This is a genomic window from Azospirillum sp. A1-3 (genome assembly GCF_023806445.1).
In the GTDB taxonomy this organism is placed as follows: domain Bacteria; phylum Pseudomonadota; class Alphaproteobacteria; order Azospirillales; family Azospirillaceae; genus Azospirillum.
This window is the reverse complement of the sequence record NZ_JAMSLU010000001.1, coordinates 2374065-2399391: the sequence shown is the minus strand read 5'-3', so window position 1 is coordinate 2399391 and position 25327 is coordinate 2374065. Positions and strand designations below refer to the sequence as shown.

The 25327-nt window shown below is 68.1% G+C and carries 26 protein-coding genes; 9 read left to right on the top strand and 17 right to left on the bottom strand.

Going from position 1 to position 25327, the window contains the following annotated elements:
* Positions 1–22: 22 nt before the first annotated feature.
* A complete protein-coding gene (locus tag M5E06_RS11520; protein ID WP_149197760.1) occupies positions 23–460 on the bottom strand; it encodes a c-type cytochrome in 438 nt (145 codons plus the stop codon).
* A gap of 383 nt (positions 461–843) precedes the next feature.
* On the opposite strand from M5E06_RS11520, the gene M5E06_RS11515 reads away from it, so the two are divergent.
* Positions 844–2046, top strand: coding sequence for an aspartate transaminase (locus M5E06_RS11515; protein WP_109155111.1), 1203 nt, complete (start codon positions 844–846; stop codon positions 2044–2046).
* A 71-nt stretch (positions 2047–2117) separates the two neighbouring features.
* Here the strand turns inward: M5E06_RS11515 and M5E06_RS11510 are convergent, their stop codons facing one another.
* Positions 2118–2666, bottom strand: coding sequence for an NADPH-dependent FMN reductase (locus tag M5E06_RS11510; RefSeq protein WP_252138255.1), 549 nt, complete (start codon positions 2664–2666; stop codon positions 2118–2120).
* 327 nt (positions 2667–2993) lie between these two features.
* Between M5E06_RS11510 and M5E06_RS11505 the strand changes: the two genes are divergently transcribed.
* Positions 2994–3191, top strand: a complete 198-nt coding sequence (locus M5E06_RS11505) for a hypothetical protein (RefSeq protein ID WP_109076115.1) — start codon at positions 2994–2996, stop codon at positions 3189–3191.
* Positions 3192–3281: 90 nt separating this feature from the next.
* Here M5E06_RS11505 and M5E06_RS11500 read toward each other — a convergent pair whose 3' ends face one another.
* On the bottom strand, positions 3282–4043 hold the full coding sequence (locus tag M5E06_RS11500) for an SDR family NAD(P)-dependent oxidoreductase (RefSeq protein WP_252138254.1): 762 nt from the start codon (positions 4041–4043) through the stop codon (positions 3282–3284).
* A 190-nt stretch (positions 4044–4233) separates the two neighbouring features.
* Between M5E06_RS11500 and M5E06_RS11495 the strand changes: the two genes are divergently transcribed.
* Entirely contained in the window at positions 4234–4650 is a 417-nt protein-coding gene (locus M5E06_RS11495) for a YkvA family protein (RefSeq protein WP_252138253.1), read from the top strand.
* On the opposite strand, the gene M5E06_RS11490 is transcribed toward M5E06_RS11495, so the two are convergent.
* The 6 genes from M5E06_RS11490 to M5E06_RS11465 form a co-directional block, all read right to left on the bottom strand.
* Positions 4647–5591, bottom strand: coding sequence for a DMT family transporter (locus tag M5E06_RS11490; RefSeq protein WP_252138252.1), 945 nt, complete (start codon positions 5589–5591; stop codon positions 4647–4649). The two genes, M5E06_RS11495 and M5E06_RS11490, sit on opposite strands and share 4 nt — an antisense overlap.
* Positions 5592–5860: 269 nt before the next feature.
* Positions 5861–6820, bottom strand: a complete 960-nt coding sequence (gene lhpI, locus M5E06_RS11485; protein ID WP_252138251.1) for a bifunctional Delta(1)-pyrroline-2-carboxylate/Delta(1)-piperideine-2-carboxylate reductase — start codon at positions 6818–6820, stop codon at positions 5861–5863.
* A gap of 84 nt (positions 6821–6904) precedes the next feature.
* On the bottom strand, positions 6905–7306 hold the full coding sequence (locus M5E06_RS11480; RefSeq protein ID WP_252138250.1) for a lipopolysaccharide assembly protein LapA domain-containing protein: 402 nt from the start codon (positions 7304–7306) through the stop codon (positions 6905–6907).
* Positions 7307–7355: 49 nt separating this feature from the next.
* Positions 7356–7637, bottom strand: a complete 282-nt coding sequence (gene ihfB, locus M5E06_RS11475) for an integration host factor subunit beta (protein ID WP_085090428.1) — start codon at positions 7635–7637, stop codon at positions 7356–7358.
* A 267-nt stretch (positions 7638–7904) separates the two neighbouring features.
* Positions 7905–9179 carry a pentapeptide repeat-containing protein gene (locus M5E06_RS11470; RefSeq protein WP_252138249.1) on the bottom strand — a complete coding sequence of 425 codons (1275 nt, stop codon included), beginning with the start codon at positions 9177–9179 and terminating at the stop codon, positions 7905–7907.
* 6 nt (positions 9180–9185) lie between these two features.
* Positions 9186–10136 (bottom strand): hypothetical protein, encoded by a 951-nt coding sequence (locus M5E06_RS11465; protein ID WP_252138248.1) that lies wholly within the window; start codon positions 10134–10136, stop codon positions 9186–9188.
* 235 nt (positions 10137–10371) lie between these two features.
* Here M5E06_RS11465 and M5E06_RS11460 point away from each other — a divergent pair, with 235 nt between their 5' ends.
* Together M5E06_RS11460 and M5E06_RS11455 are read left to right on the top strand one after the other, a co-directional pair.
* A complete protein-coding gene (locus M5E06_RS11460; protein ID WP_109155103.1) occupies positions 10372–11514 on the top strand; it encodes a Do family serine endopeptidase in 1143 nt (380 codons plus the stop codon).
* Positions 11515–11540: 26 nt separating this feature from the next.
* Positions 11541–12311 (top strand): hypothetical protein, encoded by a 771-nt coding sequence (locus tag M5E06_RS11455; RefSeq protein ID WP_252138247.1) that lies wholly within the window; start codon positions 11541–11543, stop codon positions 12309–12311.
* 53 nt (positions 12312–12364) lie between these two features.
* Here M5E06_RS11455 and M5E06_RS11450 read toward each other — a convergent pair whose 3' ends face one another.
* Positions 12365–12616 (bottom strand): YMGG-like glycine zipper-containing protein, encoded by a 252-nt coding sequence (locus M5E06_RS11450; protein ID WP_109074618.1) that lies wholly within the window; start codon positions 12614–12616, stop codon positions 12365–12367.
* A gap of 459 nt (positions 12617–13075) precedes the next feature.
* Between M5E06_RS11450 and M5E06_RS11445 the strand changes: the two genes are divergently transcribed.
* Both M5E06_RS11445 and M5E06_RS11440 read left to right on the top strand, forming a co-directional pair.
* Positions 13076–13339 (top strand): hypothetical protein, encoded by a 264-nt coding sequence (locus M5E06_RS11445; RefSeq protein WP_252138246.1) that lies wholly within the window; start codon positions 13076–13078, stop codon positions 13337–13339.
* 137 nt (positions 13340–13476) lie between these two features.
* Positions 13477–13695: a hypothetical protein gene (locus M5E06_RS11440; RefSeq protein ID WP_109074616.1), complete on the top strand. Its 219-nt coding sequence runs from the start codon at positions 13477–13479 to the stop codon at positions 13693–13695.
* A 12-nt stretch (positions 13696–13707) separates the two neighbouring features.
* Here M5E06_RS11440 and M5E06_RS35525 read toward each other — a convergent pair whose 3' ends face one another.
* Complete coding sequence (locus M5E06_RS35525) at positions 13708–13839, bottom strand: hypothetical protein (protein ID WP_256379249.1); 132 nt, start codon at positions 13837–13839, stop codon at positions 13708–13710.
* Between the two features lie 183 nt (positions 13840–14022).
* On the opposite strand from M5E06_RS35525, the gene M5E06_RS11435 reads away from it, so the two are divergent.
* On the top strand, positions 14023–15702 hold the full coding sequence (locus M5E06_RS11435) for a sensor histidine kinase (protein WP_252138245.1): 1680 nt from the start codon (positions 14023–14025) through the stop codon (positions 15700–15702).
* 77 nt (positions 15703–15779) lie between these two features.
* Here M5E06_RS11435 and M5E06_RS11430 read toward each other — a convergent pair whose 3' ends face one another.
* The 3 genes from M5E06_RS11430 to M5E06_RS11420 form a co-directional block, all read right to left on the bottom strand.
* A complete protein-coding gene (locus M5E06_RS11430) occupies positions 15780–16247 on the bottom strand; it encodes a Dps family protein (protein WP_109074614.1) in 468 nt (155 codons plus the stop codon).
* 180 nt (positions 16248–16427) lie between these two features.
* Positions 16428–18140, bottom strand: a complete 1713-nt coding sequence (locus M5E06_RS11425; RefSeq protein WP_252138244.1) for a methyl-accepting chemotaxis protein — start codon at positions 18138–18140, stop codon at positions 16428–16430.
* A 50-nt stretch (positions 18141–18190) separates the two neighbouring features.
* Positions 18191–18673 carry a cache domain-containing protein gene (locus M5E06_RS11420; protein ID WP_109155097.1) on the bottom strand — a complete coding sequence of 161 codons (483 nt, stop codon included), beginning with the start codon at positions 18671–18673 and terminating at the stop codon, positions 18191–18193.
* Positions 18674–19323: 650 nt separating this feature from the next.
* On the opposite strand from M5E06_RS11420, the gene M5E06_RS11415 reads away from it, so the two are divergent.
* Positions 19324–21363, top strand: a complete 2040-nt coding sequence (locus M5E06_RS11415) for an elongation factor G (RefSeq protein WP_252138243.1) — start codon at positions 19324–19326, stop codon at positions 21361–21363.
* Positions 21364–21414: 51 nt separating this feature from the next.
* Here the strand turns inward: M5E06_RS11415 and M5E06_RS11410 are convergent, their stop codons facing one another.
* The 3 genes from M5E06_RS11410 to M5E06_RS11400 all read right to left on the bottom strand — a co-directional run bounded on the left by M5E06_RS11410 (position 21415) and on the right by M5E06_RS11400 (position 25307).
* Entirely contained in the window at positions 21415–22650 is a 1236-nt protein-coding gene (locus M5E06_RS11410) for an argininosuccinate synthase (RefSeq protein ID WP_252138242.1), read from the bottom strand.
* A gap of 61 nt (positions 22651–22711) precedes the next feature.
* Complete coding sequence (locus M5E06_RS11405) at positions 22712–23896, bottom strand: MFS transporter (protein ID WP_252138241.1); 1185 nt, start codon at positions 23894–23896, stop codon at positions 22712–22714.
* A gap of 34 nt (positions 23897–23930) precedes the next feature.
* A complete protein-coding gene (locus M5E06_RS11400; RefSeq protein ID WP_252138240.1) occupies positions 23931–25307 on the bottom strand; it encodes a protease in 1377 nt (458 codons plus the stop codon).
* Between the last annotated feature and the right edge of the window lie 20 nt (positions 25308–25327).

The following is a 25327-nucleotide window of genomic DNA, read 5'->3' as shown; positions in this document are numbered from 1 at the left end:
CTTTTCGTGTCAGGCCAGCCGCTTATTCGGAGCGGTAGCGCTGGTGGCAGGCCTTGCAGCTGTCGGCCATGGCGCCGAACGCCTTGCCGGTGGCGGCCTTGTCGCCGGAAGCGGCAGCGACCTTCAGCGCGTTGGCTGACGCCTGCAGGTCATGCGCCTTGGCGGTGAAATCCGGGAAGTTGGCCCAGATCACTTCCTTGGCCGCCGTCTTGCCCTTGTCGGAACCCGGCGGGAACAGGGTCGGGATCTTGGCGGCGAAGGCATCGATGCGGTCGGTGACCGGGCCGATGGCGGCGAGGTCGCCCTTGCCCACCGCGTCCTTGATCTCGCCCATCGCCTTCTTGTAGTCCTCGAACCCGGCCTTGCGGGTCTGGATCACGTCCTGGGCCAGAGCAGCGCCGCCGGTCAGCATCAGCGCGGCCGACGCCGCAAGCACGATACGGGAAAACACGGTTCTCATCCCTTCTTTGAATTTTGTCCCCCACGCCAGACGTTACACACCGCCATGCTGAAGCTGTCAAGTGAAGTGGGGGTGACGATGCCGCTCCGTCATGGTGTTCATTTGTGTTGTAAGAAATAATGCTGCGACGGGTTGGATTCGGGATTTGCCGGTGGCGACACCTTGACCCTTGAATGGTTGGGAACGCCCATGACTGCGGCCCGGTACGGCGCCGCCACAGGGCGGAAAAACCGCTGAAGCGCGCGGTTTTCACCGCCCGACCGGCCTTGCAACCGGGGTGGAGCGGAAGTAAGGTCCCGCCTCGCGCCTTCCACCCGGAGGGGCAGACGTCTCAACGACGTCTCCGCCACACCGTCTCCATAGCCCTGAGGGGGCCCATCGCCATGTCGATCATCGCGTCCCGCCTGTCCCGCATCAAGCCGTCGCCGACCATCGCCGTGACCAACAAAGCCCGCGAGCTGAAAGCGGCCGGTCGCGACGTCATCGGCCTGGGTGCCGGCGAGCCGGATTTCGATACCCCCGACAACATCAAGGCCGCCGCTATCAAGGCGATCGAGGCCGGTGACACCAAGTACACCGCGGTGGACGGCACCCCCGCCCTGAAGAAGGCGATCTGCGCCAAGTTCGAGCGCGAGAACGGCCTGAAGTACACGCCGGAGCAGATCACCGTCGGCGTCGGCGGCAAGCAGGTGCTGTACAACGCCCTGATGGCGACGCTGAACCAGGGCGACGAGGTCATCATCCCGGCCCCCTACTGGGTCAGCTATCCGGACATGGTGGAACTGGCGGAAGGCACGCCGGTCTTCGTCTCCTGCCCGGCCGAGCAGGGCTTCAAGCTGCAGCCCGCCGACCTGGAAAAGGCGATCACGCCGAAGACCAAGTGGCTGATCCTGAACTCGCCGTCGAACCCGTCGGGCGCCGCCTATACCCGCGCCGAGATGAAGGCGCTGACCGACGTGCTGGTCAAGCACCCGCATGTCTGGGTGATGACCGACGACATGTACGAACACCTGCTGTATGACGGCCTGGAATTCGTCACTCCGGCCCAGGTCGAGCCGTCGCTGTACGACCGCACCCTGACCGTCAACGGCGTGTCGAAGTCCTACGCGATGACCGGCTGGCGCATCGGCTATGCCGGCGGCCCGAAGGAGCTGATCAAGGCCATCGGCGTCATCCAGAGCCAGTCGACCTCCAACCCGACCTCCATCGCCCAAGCCGCCGCCGTCGAGGCGCTGAACGGTCCGCAGGACTTCATCAAGGAGCGTGGCGAGGCCTTCCGCCAGCGCCGCGATCTGGTGGTGTCGATGCTGAACCAGGCCAACGGCATCAGCTGCCCGAAGCCGGAAGGCGCCTTCTACGTCTATCCGTCCTGCGCCGGCACCATCGGCAAGACCACCCCGGACGGCAAGGTGATCGAGACCGACGAGGATTTCGTCACCTACCTGCTGGAGTCGGAGGGCGTCGCCGTCGTCCAGGGTTCGGCCTTCGGCCTCGCCCCGCACTTCCGCATCTCCTACGCGACCTCGACGGAAGCGCTGGAAGAGGCGTGCAAGCGCATCCAGCGCGCCTGCGGCAACCTGCGCTGATCGCCGCGGTGACCGAGTAAGGAAAAGGACCGGTATCCCATGGGGTGCCGGCCCTTTTCCTTTGTGGCGCGCTACTTCGCGGTGAGCATCCTGTCGATGGCGCCCAGCGAGAATTTCAGCACCGCTTCGTCGGCCAGCTTGCCGTCCTTGATCTTGTCGGCGACACCGCCGATCACGACCTGCGGGCCGGCCGTCAGCTTGGCGGGAAGCGCCAGCAGCGTGTCGTTCACCTGCTGATGCGCCCGCACGCCGCCGGTGAAGGCGGGAGAGTTGGAAATGACCAGTACCGGCTTGCCGATCAGCGCCGACTTGCCATAGGGGCGCGAGGCCCAGTCGAGCGCGTTCTTCAGCACGCCCGGCATGCCGTAATTGTATTCCGGCGTGACGATGACGACGCCGTCGGCCTCGGCGATGGCCTGACGCAGGGCATGGACCTCCGCCGGGGCGTCGGGCTTGTCGATGTCCTGGTCGTAGAGCGGCAGGCGCAGGTCGCGGATGTCCATGCTGACACCGGCCGGCAGGGCGTCCTGCAAGCCGCGCAGCACCGCCAGCGAGTTGGAGTTGCTGCGCAGGCTGCCGGGCAGGCCCAGCAGTTTTGCACGCACCGTTGCATCGGTCATGAAGCGGTTGCCTTTCCTCAATTTTCGACGGGCAGTCCTGTAGGCCGCTGCCCACCCCGACCTGGGCAATGGATCCGATGGCGTTGACATGGTCGGTCCAAGTGCAGCTTTCCAATAGGTCTCGGCTTTCCAACAGCTCATGGCCGAATTTTCGATACGACAGGACCTATGTGAGCGTCCGGTCCGGCTGTGACCATCTTGGGATCCGACTGTTGACGGAGGGGACGGCTACCTAATTAGAGGGTACACAAAGGATGGTGCGCGCAACTGGGCGTGCCCATCGGTTTTGGCCGTTTGTGTGGTCGGAACGGACATAGGGGAGGCAACATGGCGACGCGGCGACTGGATCGGGATGACCACGTCCGTAAACATCTGGCGCTGATGCTGCAGGAATGGCAGGAGCAGACCGGCCGCGACATGGCGACCGCCACCGCCGACCAGCGGCTTCAACACTGCACCACTCTGCTGATCGACCTGCTGGGCGAGGCGGAACGGGCGGACGAAGCCGCCATGGCCCAGATCTGACGCCTGTTCTGAAGTTTGCTCTAAAGCCTGCTTTAAGACCGGGGGGGAGCGGCCCCGCGACCGGGCCGCTCCGTCACATGATCGACGCTCTTACTGCGGCGCCATGCGGATGGCGCCGTCCAGGCGGATGACGTCGCCGTTCAGCATCTCGTTCTCCAGGATGTGCTGGACGAGGCGGGCGTATTCCTCCGGCTTGCCGAAGCGCTTGGGGAAGGGGACCGTCGCGGCGAGGCTGTCCTGAACCTCCTGCGGCATGTTCAGCAGCATCGGCGTGCCGATCAGGCCGGGGGCCACGGTCATCACGCGGATGCCGTGGCGGGCGAGGTCGCGGGCGGCGCAGATGGTCAGAGCGACGATGCCGCCCTTCGACGCGGCATAGGCGGCCTGCCCGATCTGCCCCTCATAGGCGGCAACGGAGGCGGTGTTGACGATCACGCCGCGCTCGCCGCTGTCCAGCAGATCCAGCTTTGCCATGTCGGCCGCGGCCAGCCGCAGGATGTTGAAGCTGCCGATCAGGTTGACCTCGATCACCGAGCGGAAATTCTCCAGCGGCATCGGACCGTCGCGGCCGACGATGCGCTGGGCCGGGGCGATGCCGGCGCAATTCACCGCGATGCGGGCCGGGCCATGGGCGGAGCGCGCCTGATCGATCGCCCGCTCGGCGGAGGCGCTGTCGGTGACGTCGCAGACCAGACCCAGCCCGCCGATCTCGTGCGCGGTCTTCAGAACCGCGTCCTCATTGACGTCCAGCACGGTCACCTTGGCGCCGAGACCGGCCAGATGACGCGCCGTCGCCGCCCCCATGCCCGAGGCGCCGCCGGTGACGATGGCGGACAGACCCTGGATGTTCATGGCATCTCCTCCTTAATTGCGACCGGTCCGCGCATGGCGCCGGTCTTGTGTCCAACAGGATGCGATCGCACTTGTTGTTTACCAGATGGCTCGGTTACCAGATGGTCGACCAACCATACCACACCGTATGGTGGGAGGCATCATGCCGACGATGGCGCCGTCTGCCGTTTCCGAAAGGGTTTCAGCATCCATGACAGCATCGTCCGTCTCTCCGTCCCTTGGCACCGGCACCGCACTGACGGTTCCCGATCCCGATCGGGTCGAGCGCGACGAACGGCTGGTCCGCCGCCGTTTCTGGCAGAAGCTGCGCGCCAACCTGCACCGCATTCCTTTCCTGGAAGACCTGCTGGCCGCCTATTTCTGCGCGACCGATCCGGCGACGCCCTACCGGGCGAAGGCGATCCTGCTGGGGGCGCTGGCCTACTTCGTGCTGCCGGTGGATGCGGTGCCCGACTGGCTGCTGATTGCCGGCTTCACCGATGACGCGGCGGTGCTCGCCGCGGCCGTGCAGACGGTGCGCGCCAATCTGACCCCGGCCCATTGGGGGCGGGCGAAGGAGGTTCTACGTGCCGAAACCGGTGCTGACGACCCAGGGACGACCGGTTAGGCGCGCCGCGACTGCTCCTGCGCCATTCTGCGTCCGTCGGCCGCGTCTCGGTGCATGGTGTAGAGGGCGGAGCCGGCGATCACCAGGGCACCAACCCACCCCCACGGATCCATCGTCTGGCCGAAAGTGATCCAGGCGACGATGGCGGTGAAGGGCAGCCGGGCATAATCGTAGGGCATCATCGCCGAGGATTCGGCCAGCGACAGTGCCTTGGTCATTGCCAACTGTCCCAGCGTCAGCAGGCCACCGAGCAGTGCCAGCCCGCCCAGCACGCTCCAACTCGGCCATGTCCAGACGAACAGCGCCGGCACCAGTGCCATCGGGGTGACCAGCAGGCCCAGGAAGGTGACGATCACCGACGCGCTGTCCCTGCGGCTGAGCAGCCGCATCTGCAAGACGGCGGCGGCGGCGGCGACGCAATGGACGAACAGCGCCAGAAAGGCCAGATCGACCGGCGCCGCACCCGGCCTCAGCACGATCATCACTCCGGCAAAGCCGACGCAGACCGCGGCCCAGCGCCGTGGCCGCACCCGCTCGCGCAGGACCAGCGCAGCTCCGGCCGCGACGAACAGGGGGATGGCGAAGCTGACCGCCGTCGCGGTGGGCAGCGGAATCCGGGAGATCGCGTAGAACCATGCGGTCATGGCGCAGAGCGTGGTCACCGCCCGCGTCACGTAGGGCCCCAGCCGCCGTTCCGCCAGAACCGCCCGGCAGGCGGGCGCCCCGACCGTCAGCGCCCAGGGCAGCATCCACAGCAGGCTGAACAGGTTGCGGAAGAACACGACCTCCAGCGGGTTCATCACCGTCGCGGCCCAATGCACGGCCGTATTGCCGATCCCGAACAGCAGCGCCGACAGCAGCATGTATCCGGCACCGAGCAGAAGCTGGTTGGTCGGTACCCGCATGCGTGGGCCGGCGTCCATGGGGGAGGTGACGGTCACGATCAATCGTCCCTGACAAGCCGTTTGCGTATGATCCGGTCCAGCGCGTCGCTTGCGCAGTTAGCGCAAACATCGAGCCGTTCGGAATACCGGCAGCCGGCGCGGAGGCAGTGATGATCCTCTGGAGAAAATCACATGGACGCAAGTAAAATGTCGGGAAGGAACGCCGCATACTCCCTTATGACGTGTGTGAATCCGGCCGGCATGAAACCGTTCGAGGCGGGTCTGATCGGGCTTGATCGGGCCGGTTCGGCGGATCAGGTCCCGGCTCAGCGGATCGAGTCGTTGTGCAGCACCATCTCGGTCGCCAGACGGGCGGCGCACAGGTCGGCCAGGGCGGTGCCGACCGCCTTGAACAGGGTGATCTGGTCGTAGAAGCGCCGGCCGGCCCGTTCGCCGCGGCTCAGTTCGAACAGGTCGCCGGCGATGTCGTCGGGGTTCAGCGTGCCGGAAGACACCGGCTGTGCGATGTCGCCGGCCACGGTCGGCGTGCGGTCACGGCTGTCGACGAAGACGCGGGCGCGGCGGATGCAGTCGTCGTCGGCCTCGCGCATGTCCGGCGTCACGCCGCCCAGCAGGTCCAGATGCTGGCCGGGCTGCAGCCAGTCGCCGCGGATCAGCGGCTCGCGCGCCGTGGTGGCGCAGGCGACGATGTCGGCGCCGCGCACGGCCCCTTCCAGGTCGGCGGTCGCCTCGATGCGGAATTTCGGCCGGTGGAAGCGGGCGGCGAGCTTGCGCGCTTTCTGCGGATCCCGTCCCCAGACCAGCACATGGCGGATCGGCCGCACCGCGGTGTAAGCCTCCACCAGTTCCAGGGCGAGCGGGCCGGTGCCGACCACCAGCATCCGCTCCGCATCCGGCCGCGCCAGATAGGAGGCGGCGAGCGCCGAGGATGCTGCGCCGCTACGCCGGCCGAGCGTGGCGGAGGAGTCCATCAGCACCTGCGGCACGCCGGTCTTGCCGTCGACCAGCAGATAGACGCCCTGGGTCTGCGGCAGGTCGCTGCCGGCATTGTCGGGAAAGACGCTGTCGATCCGCACCCCGATCGCCTGATTGACCTCCCAGGCGGGGGTGATCAGCAGCGCGGCGTCACCGGTACCGTAGGTCTCGACGCGGTGCTGATGGGCCGGCGGGGACTCCACGCCGGCGCGGAAGGTCTGCCGCAGGCGCTCGATCAGCATGCGGTGGTGCAGAACGGATCGAAGCTCGGCGCCGCTGACGGTGCGCATGGAACCCCCTTCCGCCGACCGGCATCCTGTCCCGCCCCCGAACTGTACAAGCGCGGGGAGGGGGAGCCCTGCGACTGGCGACGCTCAGTGGACGGTCGGCGCGTTGTTCTCGGCGACCGGGGCCGGCAGGGCGGAGCCGGGCAGAGTGCCGGAGACCGGGCCGGAAACCGGGCGGGTGCTCTCGGCCAGACGCTTTTCGGCGGCGGCGGCGCGGGCCTGCGCCTCCTTCAACTCACGCTCCAGATACAGGACGCGGTTGCCCTCGCGGCGGGCGCGGCGGCGATGGCGGCGCTGGCTGTTCCAGACGACGAAGCCGCCGGCCAGGAAGCCCAGCACCAGCGCCACCAGCGTGGCCAGATAGACCGGCGTGGCGAGCGTGAAGGGCAGCGGCCACAGCGACAGCGTCACGATCCCGCGGTTGGAGATCGCGAACAGGATCGCGACGAGGGCCACGGGAATGGTGACGATCCAGGAAATATGGCGCAAGGCGAAGGTTCCTTGAGAGATACGGCAGGGAGAATGGCCGGGCCGGCGCTCACTCCGTGTTCAGACGCTCGCGAAGCTGCTTGCCGGTCTTGAAGAAAGGAATGCATTTCTCGCCGACGTCAACCGATTCTCCGGTCCGGGGGTTGCGACCCGTGCGCGCGTCCCGCTTCTTGATGGAGAAGGCGCCGAAGCCGCGCAACTCCACCCGGTCGCCGCGTGCCAGCGCTTCGGTGATTTCGTCGAAGATGGTGCCGACGATCTTCTCGATGTCGCGCTGGTACAGGTGCGGGTTCCGCTCCGCCAGCCGTTGGATCAGTTCCGACTTGGTCATGATCGTTGACGTTCCCCCATTCGATGCGGGCGCTTATGGTCGGGCCGCGCCGCGCTTGGACAGCAGCGTGCCACCGGCCGCATGAGGCGTCAAGCCCCACCCGCCGTGCTAAGCCGTTACGACACAATCGTTTTTCCGGACGGTGGCAGGCGTTCTGCCCCCAATGATCCGGTGTCGGCAGATGGTATGCGCAGCAATCTCCGGCATGGATCGTGACGGAAATTTGAAAGCAATCAACGGCTTCGCGAAAGAAAACCCGATGCAGGTTCAGGCGCCGCCCAGCCGCGTTCCCTCCAGGATGGCTCCCTCCAGCACCGCCGACGAGCGGTCGCAGCCGGTCAGGTCGGCCAGGGTCAGGTCGCTGCCCTTCAGGTTGGTCTGCATCAGCGAGGCGCCGGCAAGCCGTGCCCGCACCAGCGACGCACGCATCACCTTGGCCCCGGCGCTGACCAGCAGCATGCCCAGATTGGCGCCGTCCAGCCGGCTGTCGATCAGGATGGCGCGGTCCAGCTTCACCCCGCGCAGGTCGGCGCGGCTGAGATCGGCGGAGCGCAGGTCGGCGCCGTCGAACTGGGCGGCCTGCAACTGGGCGCCGTTCAGCCGGGCGTGGCGCAGCCGGGCGCCGCTGCCCTTGGCCAGCGTCAGGATCTTGCCGGTCAGGTCGGCTCCCTCCAGGTTCAGCCCGGTCAGGTCGAGCTGGCAGCCCTGCTTGCCGCTGGTGCCCAGCCAGATCATGTGCTGGCGCAGCATGCTGTCCAGCTGGTCGACCGGCAGGGCCGGCAGCTCGTCGGCCGTCGTCTCCTCGGGTTCGGGCTCGGGCGCCGGAGCCGGGGGCGGTGTCTGCCGGGCAGCAACGGCCTGCTCGTCGGTGCGGATCGCCTGTTCCAGCCCGTCCTGATCCAGGCTGGCCCCGTCGAGGATGGCGCCGCGCAGGTCGGACCCGTTGAGGTCGGCACCGCGCAGGTCGGCGCCGGAGAAGTTGGCGTCGCGCAGGTCGGTTCGGTCCAGCCGGGCGCCGGCCAGCCGGGTGTTGGTGAAGTCGGCCGCCCGCGCGAAGCTGCCCGACAGCTTGGCCCGCGCCATGTCGGCGTTGGTCAGCCGGGCCGACGCCATGTCGGCCGGACCGGGGTCGAAGCCCACCACCTTCAACTCGCCGGCGCTGTTGCGGTTGACCATGCTGCCGTCGCGCAGGTCGACCTCCACCATGGTGGCGCCGTCCAGCTTGGCGCCGCGCACGTTGGCGCCGCGCATGTCGGTGCGGAACAGCCGCGCTTCCGACAGGTCGGCCCCGCGCAGGTCGGCGCCATAGAGGTCGGCATGGTCCAGCACCGCGCCGCGCAGGTCGGCGTCACGCAGGATGGCGCCGGCCAGATGGGCGCCGGTCAGGTTGCGGCCCGCCAGCGACAGGCCGGACAGGTCGAAGAAGGGCAGGTTGGCGCGGGCGCCGTTCGGGCGTCCCTCGGCGAATCGGACATGGCGCTCGCACACGCGGTCGAGCTGGTCCTGGGTCAGGCGGATGCGGGATTTGCCGTCTTGCGCCATGGCCGGTCACGCGAACAGGGCGTCGATGTCGGCCTGGGAGATCCCGCCGCCGCCGTCACCGCCAGTCGGGGCGGCGGGCGGCGGCGGCGGGGGCGGCTTCGCGACGGGGGGGGGCGGAGGGGGAGGAGGCGGCGGAGGTGGGGAGGGCGCCACGTCGGCTGGCAGCGGCTCCGCCCGTTCCGCCACCTCCGGCACGCTGTCGAACAGCGCGTCGATGGCGTCCTGGCTGACCTCCGGCCCGCCCAGCTGCGGACCGTTCAGCAGATGGGCGTCGGGGCGGGTGTCGCCCAGCTTGCGGTGCGAGGCCACCTCGCCATGGTGCTGCTCGGGGGCGACGGCCAGCCGCTCGACGCCCCAGATTTCGATCATCGTGTTCACGCGCTCTTCGATGTAGCGCAGCGTGTTGACGACCTTGGTGGTGCGCTGACCGGTGATGTCCTGGAAGGAGCAGGCAGTCATGATCTCGATGCACCACGCCTCGATCGCGTCGATCCGTTCGGCCAGATCGGCGTCGTCGCGCGGGATCGACATGGTGATTTCCTGAATCTTCTCCGTCGCGTTCAGGATGTCGGTGGTGGCGCGTTCGGTGGCGGCGACGATCTCGTCCAGCTCGCCGGTCGCCGCCTCGATGCGGTTGGACCCGGTGTCGGTCGCCTTCAGGGCCGCGATGTCGCTGCGCGCCTCGCGCACCACCTGGGTGATGGCGGTCAGCTCCTGCTGGATGCGCGGGTCCTCGCCGGGGGCGAAGGACGTGAAGGCGCTGGACGAGGTGCCGCTCAGCCGGTCGACCTGACCTTCCAGCCTGTCGACCAGCCGGTGGAACTCGTCGGAGGCGACGACACGGCTGCGCCGGTCGCGCATGCGCAGGAAGGCCCGCCCCCGCGCCGTCTGCGACAGGGCCTCTTCCATCTGCAGATACTCTTGCTCGGTCAGTTCGAGCAGTGACCCGCCGCTCATAGCGCTCAACCCGTTTTCGACAGCCGCGCCTCCCCGGCATGTCCGGGGGCTGCGCCGACCTTGTCCTATACCACCCAATTTCTTTACCGGGAGTTTCCGCCGTCGCCGCGCTATCATCGCCGCAACGGGGCGGCCGGAGGGTGGACAACCTTGAACCGCCTTCCTTTTTGTCCCAAATCAGCCCGATCCAGCGACGATCTCGACAAGAAATTCCCAGGAAGAAAGGAATAAGGCCATGAAGAGGGCGGTGCGTCCGGTGGTGTTTGCTGCGGCGGTCGGACTGGCGGCGGTGACCGGCGGCGCGCTGGTCGCCCCGGCCGACTCGGCGCTGGGCCGGCTCGGTTCCGCCATTGGCCTCGGTGCCTCGCCCGCGGCGGCGGCACTGCCTCTGGGCGCGGTCGGCGGCGGCACCATCGCCCCGATGCTGGAGCAGGTGACGCCGGCCGTCGTGAACATCTCGGTGCTGAGCCAGGCGCCCCAGGCGGAAAATCCGCTGCTGCGCGACCCCTTCTTCCGCCGCTTCTTCAACATGCCGGACCAAATGCCGCAGTCCCGTCCGCAGGTCAGCGCCGGGTCGGGCGTGATCATCGACGCCCGCAACGGCTATGTCGTCACCAACAACCATGTGGTGGAGAACGCGCAGGAGATCGCCGTCACCCTGAAGGACCGCCGCCGCCTGCGCGCCAAGCTGATCGGCCGCGACGCCGCCACCGACATCGCCCTGCTGCAGATCAAGGCCGACGGGCTGACCGCGCTGCCGCTCGGCGACTCGGACCGCTCACAGGTCGGCGACTTCGTCGTCGCCATCGGCAACCCGTTCGGGCTGGGGCAGACGGTGACCTCCGGCATCGTCTCGGCGCTCGGCCGCAGCGGGCTGAAGATCGAGGGGTACGAGGACTTCATCCAGACCGACGCCTCGATCAATCCCGGCAATTCCGGCGGCGCGCTGGTCAATTTCCAGGGCGAGCTGATCGGCATCAACACCGCCATCATCGGCCCGGCCGGCGGCTCGGTCGGCATCGGCTTCGCCGTACCGGTCAGCATCGTGCGGTCGGTGATGGAACAGCTGCGCGAGTATGGCGAGGTGCGGCGCGGCCGGCTGGGCGTGGCCATCCAGGACCTGACGCCCGACCTTGCGGAAAGCATGAGCCTGAAGGGCGACGAAGGCGCGCTGATCGCCAAGATCGAACGGGGCTCGCCGGCCGACAGCGGCGGCTTGCGCAGCGGCGACGTGGTGATCGCGGTCGACGGCCGGCCGGTGCGCAGCGCCACCGACTTCCGCAACCGCATCGGTCTTCTGCGCGTCGGCACGCCGGTGCAGTTGACGGTGATGCGCGAGGGCGGGCAAAAGTCCGTCACCGTCCGCACCGCCCGCTGACCATCAAGGAGCCTCCCCGTACCGGCATGATGCGTTCCAATCCACCCCGCCGCCCGGCAGCCCCGCCGGCGCCCACGCCCGGCCGCAGCGCGGCCCAGAGGCAGCGCGAGATCGCGACGTTGCTGATGCGGCTCGACGCCATGCTGAAGCAGTCGGCGGAGTTGGCGCAGACGGCGCGCGAGCGGGTGTCGGTCGGCGGGCTCGCCCGCTATCGCCGCTTCAGCCGGCGGGTGCGCGACTTCTTCGCGCTGGCCGCCCTGACGCAGGAGCGGCTGGATGCGGCACCGGAGGAGATGGAGGATCTGATCGATCCCATGACCACAGCGCTGGAGCGTCTGCACGCCCGCATGGTGGTCCAGTTCGTGGAGGGCAGCGCCGGCTTCTTCGCCAGCTTCGCGCGGGTGAAGGCGCTGCCCATCGGCACCCACGAGATGTGCGGGTTGGAACTGCGCGGCGTGCTGGAGATCCGCAAGTTCCTCGACGATCCGCTCTATGAGGGGGAGCGGGGACAGGCGCTGCGCGCCGAGGCCGACCGCATCGCCGCCCTGATCCGCCGCGTGATGGATCGCATTCCGCCGCTGCCCGATTTCGGCGACGAACCCAGCATCGGCCCGCGCGGCACGCTGAACAGTCCGTTGAAGGGACCCAACGCCCATATGCCGCCCGGCCGCGCCGCCGCCCGACCGGCTGCGGCCCGGCCGGCCAACATGCCGCCGCCCGCTCCACCGGCGCCGAACCCCAGCACCGAAGTCCGTTCGCTGAGCCTCGACCAGTTCGAGGACGACGAGGAGGAATAGGAAGGGAAGGGGGCCGGATCGACGGTCCTGCCCCCTTCCCTAACGGCCCCTTTTTAACGGCGGTGCTTGCCCTCATCCGCCGTCAATGCGCCGACCGCGGCGCCGGCGGCACCGCCCAGCAGACCGCCATAGATCGCGCTGCCGCCGGTGACGGCGCCGATGGCCGCACCGCCCGCCGCACCGATGGCGCCGCCGGTCAGCGCGCGGTTCTCGCGATGATTCAGGTTCGAACAGCCGCCGAGCAGGGTCGCGCCGATCAGCAGCGCCGTCGCCCCGGTGGTGAATGTCCGCGTGGTGGTCTTCATCGGTCTCTTCCTTCAAGCATAGGCACGGCAACATGAGGGACCGCCGCCGATGCCGCGTCGTCGGGCAAGGCTGGACGGTCAAGCTTATGTTTGGTGCGCGCCGCCGTCCGGTGCTGTGACCATTTCGAGGTATTCGCCCTATCCGGCCGGAGCATCCCCCCGCCTTTGGAGTTCCAAAGTCGCGGAAGATGGCGGCGAAGTTCAGGTGGCCGGGACCGCCAAAGTATGCGGGCGTCAATTTCCTTTATTTTGCTATGGTTACCTAATTGTTTAACAAGACTGCCTCAATTGTGTGCGAGTCATTACAAAGAGACGCAAATTTCACGATGAAAAATCATTGTGGATTGTCTAGTACGTCCTTTCGGCTCCGAAACATGAGCATTTGGGACACAGAGATCGGCTGTAGGCGTGGGTGCATGGACACTCCGCAGCAAAAAGCCGGCACAGGGAAGACCAGAGATGACGATCAGCGACAGGGACTTGAACAGGGGCGGACCAGCTCGCCTGCCATCCGCAACGCCGCCCAATGCACAAATAGGGCGCATCATCGAAATGGCGTTCACCGGCTTGTGGGTGATCCGGCGGCAGGGCGCCTTGGCGGAAGTCGGCGGGCGGCTCTCCTGGCCCGACCGCGCTTCGTTGGAACGCGCGGCGGCGGAAGCCGGCATCCCGCTGTCCGGCGACATCATCCACACCGGCCGACTCAATGCCAACCATCGATAGGAGACGGTCCATTCTCCTTCCGGGGGATGGGAAAGCGACGAACGGACAGTTGCGCGGGTGACAGGCTTCTTCCAATATCCGAAGGATCGTCGGCCGTCAGAACTGGACGTTCCGCAATCTCCGCTTCATTGGGGCCTATGGAAGACATCGACCGCCAAAGAACGCTTGCCTATTTCGAAAGGCTGGGAAAAGAGCGGGTTCGACTCTACACCGCCATCGATTGCGAGCGTTATCTCGGTGACTGGCAGGTCCGTGAATTGGCCGACCAGTGGCTTGACGCCAAGAATGCGGAAGACAGGCCGCGCTTGCTGGGCCGGCCGTTGTGGCGGCGGCTGTTGGCCGACCGCCGTCCCTGACCGTTCTTCCCTTCAACCCCGCTTCGGAATTGGCTCCGGCCGTCCGGTCACCCGTCGGGCCGGCGTGACATCGAAGGCGTAGAGGGCGGCGATGCCTCCCCCGTCCGGCCGGATGGTGTGATAGGCCGTCCCGTCGATCCGCATAAAACCTACCCCTCCTCGCCGCTTCAAGCTCCGCCCCCGCCCTACCAAGGCGGGATGACTTTGTCGGCACCTCACAATAGGTGGTGGCCGCTGCCGCTTCAACACGGGTAGCGTTTGGCGGAACCGTCACCCGCCGGGCGGTGTTACCGTTTCCGGCTAAGCAAGAAGTGGCCGTATCCCCACATGGTTTCCGAAACGATGCCGTTGCGCGCGCTGCGTTCCCATTCCTCCCCGCTCTACCGGCTGCCCGGTTCGGCGCTGGTCCTGATTGCCTGCACCGCCGCGGTTCTGCTGACCATCGGGCTGTCGGCGGTCTTCGCCTGGCGTGACCGCGACGAGGCGGTCCAGCAGGCGACCGGCGTCGCCGGCAACATTGGCCTGCTGGCGGCGGAGCATGCCGCCCGGCTGATCGAGTCGGGGGACCTGCTGCTGACCCAGACGGCGACGCTGGCCGGTCCGGCCGGGACGCCGCTGCCCGACGATGCGGCGACGCGCGACCGCATGGCCCTGCTGGCGGCCAGCGCCCCCCATGTGGTCGGGCTGGAGATCCGCGACCCGTCGGGTGCGCTGCGGCTGTCGAGCCTGCCCGAGGCGGCGCCGGGCGGCGCCCGGCCGGCATTGAAGCCGGACGGCATGGCCATCGGTATCGGGCGGATGGGCGGGCAGATGGCCGGAGGTTCGGGCGGACGGTCGGTCATCACCCTGGCGCGCCCCCTGCCGGGTGCGGCAGGCGGCGCGCCGCGGGGCTGGGCGGTTGCCGGACTGGACGCGCGGGCCTTCCGCGACGTCTACCGCTCGCTTGACGTCGGCTATGGCCACAGCATCGCCATCCTGCAGCCGGACGGCACTCCGCTGCTGCGCGAGCCGGAGGGTGGCGGCATCATAGGCGGCAATGCGGGAGACGATACCGCCAGCCATGCCGACGACATCGTCGTCACCCGCCCGGTGGGCGACACCGGCCTGTCGGCCATGGTGACCATCGCCACCGGCAGCGTTCTGCGCCGCTGGAGCGAGCGGCTGTGGATCTACGCCGCCTTCGCCGCTGCGGCTTGCGCCACGGTCGCGGTGATCGGCGCCCTCGCCATCCAGCGAGCCCGGCGCGAGCGCGAGGCCGAGGACGCCCTGCAGCACGCCTACGACACGCTGGAGGAGCATGTCCACCAGCGCACCGCCCAGCTGGAGCGCGCCAACGCCCAGTTGGAGGCGGCGGTGACCGACAAGGAGGTCCTGCTGAAGGAGGTTCAGCACCGGGTGAAGAACAACCTTCAGGTCATCTGCAGCCTGTTGCGCCTGCAGGCGGCCCGTATCGACGAGCAGGCCCGCCGCGGCTTCGACGAAAGCCTGCGCCGCATCCAGACCATGAGCCTGCTGCACGAGCTGCTCCACCGCTCCGACGAGCCGGCGCACATCAACTTCGCCGACGCGCTGCGCCAGATGTGCGACGGGCTGGTCCGCTCCGACAATCCGACCGCCGCCCGGCTGGAGCTGGAGGCGCAAGACTGGATCGTCGACGCGGACCGCGCCACGCCGCTGGCCATCGCCACCAGCGAGCTGGTGTCGAACGCGCTGCTGCACGCTTTTCCGCACGGGCATCCCGGCACCGTCCGCGTGATGCTGGAGCGTGACGAGGCCGGCATGCGGCTGATCGTGCGCGACGACGGCGTCGGGCTACCCGCCGGCATGCCGAGCCAGCACAAGCGTCCCGGGCGCGGCGGTTCCAGCAGCGGCCTCGGCCTGAATCTGGTGCAGGCGCTGTCCCACCAAGCCGGCGCCACGCTGAAGATCGAGCGTGATGGCGGCACCATCTTCACCCTGACCATTCCCGAACAGCCGGCTCGCCAGCGCGCCAAGACGGCGGCGTAGGAGGGCACGTAAGGCTCCCTCTCCCGGGGCGGGAGAGGGCGATTCGGCCGCGATTTGTGCTGCGGCCGGTCCGGCGACTACTCCAGCATGCTGCGCAGCATCCAGGCGGTCTTGTCGTGGATCTGCAGGCGCTGGGTCAGCAGGTCGGCGGTCGGCTCGTCGCTGCCCTGCTCGGCCAGCGGGAAGACGCTGCGGATGGTGCGGGCGGCGGCCTCGTGGCCTTCGACCAGCTGGCGGATCATGTCGTTCGCCTTGGGAACGCCCGCCTCTTCCTTGATCGAGGCCAGCTGCGCGAACTGCGAGAAGCTGCCCGGCGCCGGATAGCCCAGGGCGCGGATGCGCTCCGCGATCTCGTCCAGCGCGGTCCACAGCTCCGTGTACTGGGTCATGAACATGGTGTGGAGCGTGTTGAACATCGGCCCGGTGACGTTCCAGTGGAACGAATGGGTTTTGATGTAGAGCGCAAAGGTGTCGGCCAGAACCTTGTTCAGCCCCTCGGCGATGGATTTGCGGTCTGCGTCCGAGATCCCGATGTCGATCTTCATTCTTCGATCCTTCTTGTTGGGTCCTGCATTATACCCCGGCATCGGCGCAGCCGTCAGCGGCCGCCGCCCCGCGGTCCCGGGACAACAGCTTGGGCGCAGGCGGATCGTTTCAAGTCTGATGCGACCAAACTTCACGCCCCATCGTCGAGGATGGGTGATGCGACTCCGGCCAGTTTCCCCTCAGCCCGCCCGCAGCCGGCCGATGAAGTGCGTCACCTCGCGGTTCAGCGTCGATGCCTGACCGTCCAGCAGTTCGGCGGCGCGCAGGACCTCGCCCGCCGCGGTCCCGGTCTCCCCGGCGCTGGTCGATACCGTCGCGATGGTCTGCGAGACCTCGGCGGTGCCGGCGGCGGCCTCCTGCACGTTGCGGGTGATCTCCTCCGTCGCGGCGGCCTGCTGTTCCATGGCACCGGCGATGGAGCCGACGATCTCGTCGATGCCGACCACCGTCTCGCCCACCCCCTTGATGGCGGCGACGGCGGCCCCGGTCACCTGCTGCATCGAGGTGATCTGGGTCCCGATCTCCTCGGTCGCCTTGGCGGTTTGGGTGGCGAGGCTCTTCACCTCGCTCGCCACCACGGCGAAGCCCTTGCCGGCCTCGCCCGCCCGCGCCGCCTCGATCGTCGCGTTCAGCGCCAGCAGGTTGGTCTGGGCGGCGATGGAATTGATCAGGCCGACGATCTCGCCGATGCGGTTGGCGGCGTCGGACAGGCCGACGACATGGGCGTTGGTCTCCTCCACCGCCCGCACGGCGCCGCGCACCATGTCGAAGGAGCGGCGGACCTGACCGCCGATCTCGGCGATGGAGGCCGACATCTCTTCCGTCGCGGCGGCAGCCGTCTGGACGCTGCTCCCCGCCTGGGCGCTGGCGGCGGCGACGGTGGCGGCCTGCCGGTTGGCGCTGTTGGCGCGTTCCAGCATGCCGGCGGCGTTGCTGCGCACCTGATGGGCGCCGGCCCCCACCTGCTGCACGACCTCCGCCACGCGGGCCTCGAACAGGTCGGCCAGTTCCCGGATGGCGCGGTGCTTTTCCGCCTCGGCCTCCGTCTTCTGGCGCTGCTGGTCGGCGGTCAGCCGCTCCACCTCGCGCGCGTTGGTCTGGAAAACCTCCAGCGCGCGGGCCATGGCGCCGATCTCGTTGCGCATCCAGCCGCCCTCGACTGCGGTGTCGAGCTTTCCGGCGGCCAGATCGGCCGTGTTGCTCGACAGCCGCTGCAGCGGCCGGGTGATGGACCGCGCCAGCAGCAGCCCGGCCGCCATCATCGCTGCCAGCAGACCGGCCATCACCAGCGCGAAGTCGCGGCGGGCGGAGGCCGCGGCATCGCGGGTGGCCTGGGTGGCGGCGGCGGTGGAGCGGCCGATGGCCTCCTGCGTCTCCATCACCTTGGCGGTCAGGGCGGCGAACTGGTCGTCGGTGTGGGCCATCATCGGGATGCCGATCAGGCGGTCGATGGCCGCCATCTGGTTCATCTCTTCGACCGCCTTGGCATAGGCGCCGACCCGCGCCGACACCTCGTCCAGCATCGCCCGCTCCGTCTCGGCCAGCGGCAATGCGCGCAGTTCCGCGATGCCTGTGCGCGCCTTGCCCAGGTTGGCGGCGATGGCGTCGCGCATGGCCTGCAACTTCGCCTCTTCGATGCCGGAGCCGGACAAGGCCAGATGCCGCGACACGTCGCTGTGGATGACGTAGGCGATGGCGACCAGCCGGTCGATCCGGCCCAACCGCTCCGCCGCCTCACGGTGGATGCCGTCCACGGCACCCAGCGCCTGCTCCGACTGGCGGTCGGCCAGCACCAGCGCCGCCACCGTCAGGACGATCCCCATCAGGGGAGCCGCGAAGACCCGGCCCGCCACCGACAGGCCCGACAGACGCGCAAAGACACCGCCGTTCATGCTCACCCCCAACAGCTCTGCCGGTCGATCACCGCCCTATGCGGCAGCATTCACTTGTAGATGCCGACATAGGCGACCAGATCCTGGCCGGGCACGCGCTTCACGTAAGTGATCTTCGGTTCGATCTTGTTGCTGGCGGGGTTCAGCCAGCGATACTCGACCCAGCCCTCGTCCTTCTCCTTGGCGACGGCCAGCACGTCCTGGACGATGAAGCGGCCGTCCGGGTCCTTGACGTTGATGACGCTCTGGCCGACACCGGCCGGGCGCGGCGGATACACCTTCCAGACGCCGGCGAAGTCGATGACGTTGACGTAGATCTCGCCGTGCTTGAACGGGCCTTCGGCGTTGAAGGTTTTGGCGGCCTCGTCCAGACCCTGTGCGGCGATCAGGTCCGCCGCCTTCAGGGTGATCGACTTGGCGTCCTCCTGCGTCGGCTTGGCATCCTGGGCGACGGCGGAAGTGGACAGAGGGACCGAAACGGCTGTCCCGACGGCAATCAGGACGACCGCCAGCAAACGAAACCACAGGCGCATGTGCTTTTTCCCCAAGGAGTGGGGGCGGACGGCGGACGCCGGGCGCCCCATCGATTGTTATCCGGCCGTCATCGCCTTAATCGCGCGGCCATTATCACCGGAGGCTACTAGCAGAAGGTTTCATGCGTTTGTCCGCTACATTTCGGCGCGCTCATATTGCGTTGCAACATAGCAATATTACGAACGATTTATCGTATGACGCAGCTGTAGGCCGTATTCCGTTCAGTTTGAACGCCTTAGACGGTCGGTTGGCGCTGTCGGAGGCGAGCGGATGGGCCGGGTGCCGTTCGTTGCGGCCAATCGACGCATTGGCCGAGCGGCCGCTTCGCGCGTGACGGTTTGCCGCCCCTTTTTTCCATCGACAGCCGCGCCGTTCGGGTGGAGCATCGGAGGTCCGATGCGGGCGCTCCGCCGGCCCCGGACCCGATGCGCGTTTCCGCCACGCGTCCGCCGCCCCCCGATCCGGACGTGCCTGTCTTCTGGAAGTGCCAGTTTCTGGAAGTGCGAGTTTTCAAACGGACTTGTCTGAAGAGCCACACGCGAACGGGCCGCCCCGGCGGCCGGCGCCGGCGGCCCAACTCCGGCCCAGATGGTGATCGGGGGGGCCCGTCCCCGGTCACGACAGCCCGAAGCTTCCACGGGAGGTGTGAATGCCGCATACGCAAATCCGGACGGCGCGCTGCGCGGCGCTGGTCGGCCCCTATCTCGCCGGCAAGACGACGCTGCTGGAAAGCCTGCTGTTCGCCGCCGGGGCCGTCACCCGCAAGGGCAGCGTGCGCGACGGCAACGCCGTGGGCGACAATTCGCCGGAGGCGAAGGCCCGGTCGATGAGCACCGAGCTGAACGTCGCCTCCTTCGACTACCTGGGAGAGCGCTGGTCGATCCTGGACTGCCCCGGCTCGGTGGAGCTGACGGGGGAGGCGCAGGCGGCGCTGATGGCCGCCGACATCGCCGTCGTGGTGGCGGAGGCCGCGCCGGAGAAGGCGGTGCTGCTGGCCCCGCTGTTCAAGATGCTGGACGACCACCGCATCCCGCATCTGCTGTTCATCAACAAGATCGACTCGCTGGGCGACCTGCGCGTGCGCGACGTCGTCGCCGCCTATCAGGAGGTCTCGGCCCGCAAGCTGGTGCTGCGCGAGGTGCCGCTGCGCGAGAACGGCCAGATCACCGGGTTGGTCGATCTGGTCAGCGAACGCGCCTGGCGTTTCAACCCGCACAAGCCGTCCGATCTGGTGGCCCTGCCCGACAGCGCCCGCGACTGGGAGGCGGAGGCGCGGCAGGCGATGCTGGAATCGGCCGCCGATTTCGACGACGGCCTGCTGGAAAAGCTGCTGGAGGACATGGCCCCCGACAGTGCCGAGTTGTACGAAACGCTGGCGCACGAACTGGCCGACGACCTGATCGTCCCCGTCTTCTTCGGATCGGCGGAGAATGACAACGGCATCCGCCGCCTGCTGAAGGCCCTGCGGCACGAGGGACCGGAGGTTGACACCACCGCGGCCCGCATCGACCTTCCCGCCAATATGGCGGTGGCGGCGCAGGTGGTGAAGACGATGATGGGCTCCCATGCCGGGAAGCTCAGCCTCGCCCGCGTCTGGCGCGGCACCGTCACCGACGGCATGACGCTGGGTGGCGAACGGGTGTCCGGCATCTTCCAGCTTTTCGGTCGCGACCAGACCAAGGTGCCGCAGGCGGTCGTCGGCGACCTCGTGGCGCTCGGCCGGCTGGAGAAGGCGGCGACCGGCGACCGGCTGACCGAAAAGGCCAATCTCGGCCCGCCCGCCGACTGGCCGGCCGCCGCCCCGCCGGTGCATGGTCTGGCGCTGCGCGCCGAGAACCGCAACGACGAGGTGAAGCTGTCCGCCGCCCTGCAGAAGCTGCAGGAGGAGGACCCGTCCCTGACTCTCGACCAGTCGGCCGAGACCGGCGAACTGGTGCTGTGGGGGCAGGGCGACGTCCATCTGAAGCTGGCGATGGACCGGCTGCGCAGCCGCTTCAATGTGGCGGTGAAGGGCCAGCCGCCGCAGGTCCCCTATAAGGAAACGATCCGCAAGGGCACCAGCCATCACGCCCGCTTCAAGCGCCAGACCGGCGGCCACGGCCAGTTCGCCGACATCCATGTCGAGGTCCGGCCGCTGCCGCGTGGGTCGGGCATCCAGTTCGAGGATGCGGTGGTCGGCGGCGCCGTGCCGCGCCAGTACATCCCGGCGGTGGAGGCCGGCGTGCGCGAGGCGGCGGTGCGCGGGCCGCTGGGCTTCCCGGTGGTGGATTTCGCGGTGGCGCTGACCGGCGGCCAGTTCCACGCCGTCGACAGCTCCGACATGGCCTTCAAGACGGTGGCGCGGCAGGCGATGGCCGACTCGCTGCCGGCTTGCGAGCCGGTGCTGCTGGAACCGATCCTGACCGTCACAATCGCGGTGCCCAGCGCCTTCACGCCGAAGGTGCAGCGTCTGGTCAGCGGCCGGCGCGGCCAGTTGCTGGGCTTCGACGCGCGGCCGGGCTGGCCCGGCTGGGACGAGGTGAAGGCGTGCATGCCGCAGGCCGACATGCAGGATCTGATCGTGGAACTGCGGTCGCTGACCTTCGGCGTCGGCAGCTACAGCGCCGAGTTCGAACGGCTTCAGGAGGTGGTCGGCAAGGCGGCCGACCGGGCCGTGGAAATCCGCCGCGACATGCTGGCGGCACAGTAAACGGAGGAACGCTCCACCGCCCAACCGGCGGGCGGTGGAGCAACTCCCCTATCAGCCGATCTTCTGCTTGGCCATCGCGCCCAGACGCAGGCGGAGCGCGTTCAGCTTGATGAAGCCTTCCGCGTCCTTCTGGTTGTAGACGCTGTCCTGCTCGAAGGTCACATAGTCCATGCGGTACAGCGAGTTCGGCGACTTGCGGCCGACGACCGTGACGTTGCCCTTGAACAGCTTCAGGCGGACCGTGCCGTTGACCAGCGACTGGGTCTGGTCGATCAGCGCCTGGATTGCCAGACGCTCCGGGCTCCACCAATAGCCGCAATAGATCAGTTCGGCGTAGCGCGGCATCAGCTCGTCCTTCAGGTGCCCGGCACCGCGGTCGAGGGTGATGCTCTCCATCGCGCGGTGGGCCACCAGCAGGATGCTGCCGCCCGGGGTCTCGTAGACGCCGCGCGACTTCATACCGACATAGCGGTTCTCGACCAGATCGAGGCGGCCGATGCCGTTCTCGCCGCCCAGGCGGTTCAGTTCGGTCAGCAGGGCCGCCGGGGACAGCGCCTTGCCGTCGATGGCGACCGCGTCACCGTTCTTGAACTCGACCTCGATGTAGGTCGGGGTGTCCGGCGCCTTTTCCGGGGCGACGGAGCGGGTGTACATGTCCTCGTCCGGCTCGACCCACGGATCCTCCAGCGCCTTGCCCTCGTACGAGATGTGCAGGAGGTTGGCGTCGGTGGAGTAGGGGGCCTCGCCGCGCTTGTCCTTCGCGATCGGAATCTGGTTCTTCTCGGCGTAGTCCAGCAGCGTGGTGCGGCTGTTCAGGTTCCACTCGCGCCACGGCGCGATGACCGTGATGTCGGGCTTGAGCGCGTAATAGCCCAGCTCGAAACGGACCTGATCGTTGCCCTTGCCGGTGGCGCCATGGGCGACGGCGTCCGCGCCGACCATGTTGGCGATCTCGATCTGGCGCTTGGCGATCAGCGGCCGGGCGATCGAGGTGCCGAGCAGGTAGGTGCCCTCATAGAGCGTGTTGGCGCGGAACATCGGGAAGACGAAGTCCCGCACGAATTCCTCGCGCAGGTCGTCGATGAAGATGTTTTCCGGCTTGATGCCCAGAAGCTCGGCCTTCTTGCGGGCGGGCTCCAACTCCTCGCCCTGGCCGAGGTCGGCGGTGAAGGTCACCACCTCGCAGGAATAGGTCTCCTGCAGCCACTTCAGGATGACCGAGGTGTCGAGGCCGCCCGAATAGGCGAGCACCACTTTCTTGATCTGTTTGCCGGACGCGCCGCTCATTGGACTGCTCTTGCAGTAGAGAAAGGTAAGGTGGCGACCGTACGGCCTTTCCCGCCCGCCTTCAAGCCCCCGTGCCCAGTTGGGTGCCATCCGGGCGGCCTTCCACCGTCCTATGGCGCACCGCCGTCGCGGCGAAGGCTAGACAGGCGCCGGCGGCGAAGAAGGCAAGCCCGTGCCGGGTCAGTTCCATCGCCGCCCCGGCCAGCACCGGCCCGGCCAGTGCGCCGACGCCCCACATCAGCCCCATGGCGGCATAGATCCCCACCAGTTCCGACCCCTGGAACCGGCTGCCGACGATGGCCAGCATGATGGTGTAGACGCCGACGAAGGCGCCGCCCCAGACGAACAGCAGCGCGTAGGTCGCGACCTCGCTCATCAGCGCGACCGGCCAGACCAGCGCCCCCAGCGCGGCGCAGACCGCCAGCGCGATCACCAGCGTCAGCCGGTCCATCTTGTCGCCCAGCCAGCCGATGGGAAGCTGCAGCAGGATGGCGCCGATCATCATGCAGGACATCAGGCTGGTCGCTCCCGTCTCCGACCAGCCGAGCTTGGTGGCGTAGATCGCCAGGAAGGACAGCCCGGCGGTCTCGATGGCGGCGTTCAGCACGATGGCGCCGATGGCGACCGGGGCCAGCCGGATGAAATGCAACGGCCCCTCGCGCGACGGCCGCTCGAACTCCGGCGCCCGGATGCGGGGGGAGGCGACCAGCAGCGCCGCGGCTGCGGCGACGCCGGCACCGGCCAGATAGGGCAGCGCCCCGCCGGACCCCAGCAGCGACAGCATCAGCGGACCCAGCGCGAAACCGGACGACAGCGCCGCGGTGTAGACCGCCATGGCACGGGCGCGGGTGCCCTCGCTGCTCAGGCTGTTGGTCCAGGTCTCCGACAGGACGAACAGGGTTTCCGACGCGGCCCCCAGCAGGATGCGCAGGGGAAACCAGATCCAGATCGGGGTGGCGGGGAACAGGGCCAGCAGAACCGCCGCCCCCGCCAGCGCCAGGATGACCAGCCGGCGGATGCCCAGCCGCGCCACGATCCGCGGCAGCAGCACCGCCATCGCCAGGACGCCGAGCGCATGCATCGCCGCGTTGGCGCCGATGGTCAGGTCGCTCAGATTCTGCCGTGACAGATCCAGCGCGATTAGGGCGGCGCTGAGGCTGTAGGTCAGCCCGAACATCATCGCCGTGGCGATCACCGCGGCGCGCGACAGCAGGCCGCCGTCATCCGCTGTCGGCTCCGATGTCATGCCTGCTCCTTTTCCAAAAGTGTTTGGGTATCGGTCATGACGGCTGCGTATCCGGCCGGCCATCCATGCTGCCGTCCATGCCGGCTTCCGGCGAACGGGCGGTGCCGCGCAGCTGTCCGAGAAAGCCGCCGAGCCGGCGGTGCCAGGATCGGTCGGGGCGGTCGACGACGCGGGCCAAGGCCGCCGCGTAATCCAATACGAAACCCGGCGTCCAGCTCATCGCATCGGCACGGCTGCGGATCAGGGAGGCGACCCAGATATCGGGATCCATCAGCAGGCGCAGCAGACGCACCCAAGGGAAGCGGCTGGCCAAGGCACCTTCCAGCGTCGCGTCCAATGCGGCGGCTACGACGACCGAACAATTCCGGTTGGACAGGTTGTAGGTGCTGTCCTGCCGGTATCCGGCCCAAAAGGCCCGCAGACGCCAGCGATCGTAGGTCCACAGCTCCACGGTCGAATCGGCGGGGCACCAGTCGGCGATCTCTTCCTCGTAGGACGGCAGGAAGCGTCCGGGCACGTCGTTTTCGGTTCCGCTGCGCAACGCGGTCACGAAGCTGACGCCGGACTGGTCGATCTCGTTGGCCGGATAGTGGCTGATATACAGGTCGGGCGCCAATTCCAATGCGGAGTGGCCGGTGGACACCACGCCGTTGCGGTCGATGGCGGCGATGTAGCGGTCGATCACCAGCCGCCTGTCCAGCGGCGCGGTGGCGGAGGCGACCGGGGTCCACACCCGCACCACCAGCGGCCGGTCGTGACGGCCGGCCGGCTCCGGACTGTCGCCCACCAGAACGGGGGCATTGTCGTACCAGCCCCGGCCGGAAAAGATCGGCAGGTTGAGGATTGCCGCCTCTTCCTCCAGGTTGCGCAGCATCACCCCCAGCCGCAGCAGAAGCCAGCCCGACAGGCCGATGAACAGTCCGATGCACAGAGGCGTGTTGCGGTCGGAGGGCAGCGGCCATTCCGTCATCATCATCGCCGCCAGCGCCAGTTCCGCCAGCCCGCAGAGGATCAGGAGCCGCCAGTTCCGCACGCGGAACACCGCTGCGGCAGCCGCCCGGTTCGCCCCGTCGAGCGCCAGGACGATGGAGAGCGGCAAGGCCAGCGCCCAGCCGTTCAACAGCGGCGAGGCCAGCAACAATCCGCCGGCAAGGATCGCCAGCACCGACCGTGCCAGGGCGAAACGCCGGTTTGCCCCCAAGGACGCGGACAGGGCCATCAGCAGGCTTACGACGCCGGCCGCCGTGAAGACCAGTCCCAGGAAGCTGTAGATCAGCTGGGTCAGTCCGAGGGAGGCATTCAGTGCCAACGCCAGCCCCAACCCCATCGACAGCAGGCCGAGCACGGCGATCACATACCAGTGGGACCGAAAGGCCCGAGGGCCGATCAGCAGAAACGCAAGCTTCAGCATCGCATTGCCGGAATCGCGAG

Coding starts and splice junctions, on each gene's coding strand:
- M5E06_RS11520 (WP_149197760.1), bottom strand. CDS start 460: ATGAGAACCGTGTTTTCCCGTATCGTGCTTGCGGCGTCGGCCGCGCTG.
- M5E06_RS11515 (WP_109155111.1), top strand. CDS start 844: ATGTCGATCATCGCGTCCCGCCTGTCCCGCATCAAGCCGTCGCCGACC.
- M5E06_RS11510 (WP_252138255.1), bottom strand. CDS start 2,666: ATGACCGATGCAACGGTGCGTGCAAAACTGCTGGGCCTGCCCGGCAGC.
- M5E06_RS11505 (WP_109076115.1), top strand. CDS start 2,994: ATGGCGACGCGGCGACTGGATCGGGATGACCACGTCCGTAAACATCTG.
- M5E06_RS11500 (WP_252138254.1), bottom strand. CDS start 4,043: ATGAACATCCAGGGTCTGTCCGCCATCGTCACCGGCGGCGCCTCGGGC.
- M5E06_RS11495 (WP_252138253.1), top strand. CDS start 4,234: ATGACAGCATCGTCCGTCTCTCCGTCCCTTGGCACCGGCACCGCACTG.
- lhpI (WP_252138251.1), bottom strand. CDS start 6,820: ATGCGCACCGTCAGCGGCGCCGAGCTTCGATCCGTTCTGCACCACCGC.
- ihfB (WP_085090428.1), bottom strand. CDS start 7,637: ATGACCAAGTCGGAACTGATCCAACGGCTGGCGGAGCGGAACCCGCAC.
- M5E06_RS11470 (WP_252138249.1), bottom strand. CDS start 9,179: ATGGCGCAAGACGGCAAATCCCGCATCCGCCTGACCCAGGACCAGCTC.
- M5E06_RS11465 (WP_252138248.1), bottom strand. CDS start 10,136: ATGAGCGGCGGGTCACTGCTCGAACTGACCGAGCAAGAGTATCTGCAG.
- M5E06_RS11460 (WP_109155103.1), top strand. CDS start 10,372: ATGAAGAGGGCGGTGCGTCCGGTGGTGTTTGCTGCGGCGGTCGGACTG.
- M5E06_RS11455 (WP_252138247.1), top strand. CDS start 11,541: ATGATGCGTTCCAATCCACCCCGCCGCCCGGCAGCCCCGCCGGCGCCC.
- M5E06_RS11450 (WP_109074618.1), bottom strand. CDS start 12,616: ATGAAGACCACCACGCGGACATTCACCACCGGGGCGACGGCGCTGCTG.
- M5E06_RS11445 (WP_252138246.1), top strand. CDS start 13,076: ATGACGATCAGCGACAGGGACTTGAACAGGGGCGGACCAGCTCGCCTG.
- M5E06_RS11440 (WP_109074616.1), top strand. CDS start 13,477: ATGGAAGACATCGACCGCCAAAGAACGCTTGCCTATTTCGAAAGGCTG.
- M5E06_RS35525 (WP_256379249.1), bottom strand. CDS start 13,839: ATGCGGATCGACGGGACGGCCTATCACACCATCCGGCCGGACGGGGGA.
- M5E06_RS11435 (WP_252138245.1), top strand. CDS start 14,023: ATGGTTTCCGAAACGATGCCGTTGCGCGCGCTGCGTTCCCATTCCTCC.
- M5E06_RS11430 (WP_109074614.1), bottom strand. CDS start 16,247: ATGAAGATCGACATCGGGATCTCGGACGCAGACCGCAAATCCATCGCC.
- M5E06_RS11425 (WP_252138244.1), bottom strand. CDS start 18,140: ATGAACGGCGGTGTCTTTGCGCGTCTGTCGGGCCTGTCGGTGGCGGGC.
- M5E06_RS11420 (WP_109155097.1), bottom strand. CDS start 18,673: ATGCGCCTGTGGTTTCGTTTGCTGGCGGTCGTCCTGATTGCCGTCGGG.
- M5E06_RS11415 (WP_252138243.1), top strand. CDS start 19,324: ATGCCGCATACGCAAATCCGGACGGCGCGCTGCGCGGCGCTGGTCGGC.
- M5E06_RS11410 (WP_252138242.1), bottom strand. CDS start 22,650: ATGAGCGGCGCGTCCGGCAAACAGATCAAGAAAGTGGTGCTCGCCTAT.
- M5E06_RS11405 (WP_252138241.1), bottom strand. CDS start 23,896: ATGACATCGGAGCCGACAGCGGATGACGGCGGCCTGCTGTCGCGCGCC.
- M5E06_RS11400 (WP_252138240.1), bottom strand. CDS start 25,307: ATGCTGAAGCTTGCGTTTCTGCTGATCGGCCCTCGGGCCTTTCGGTCC.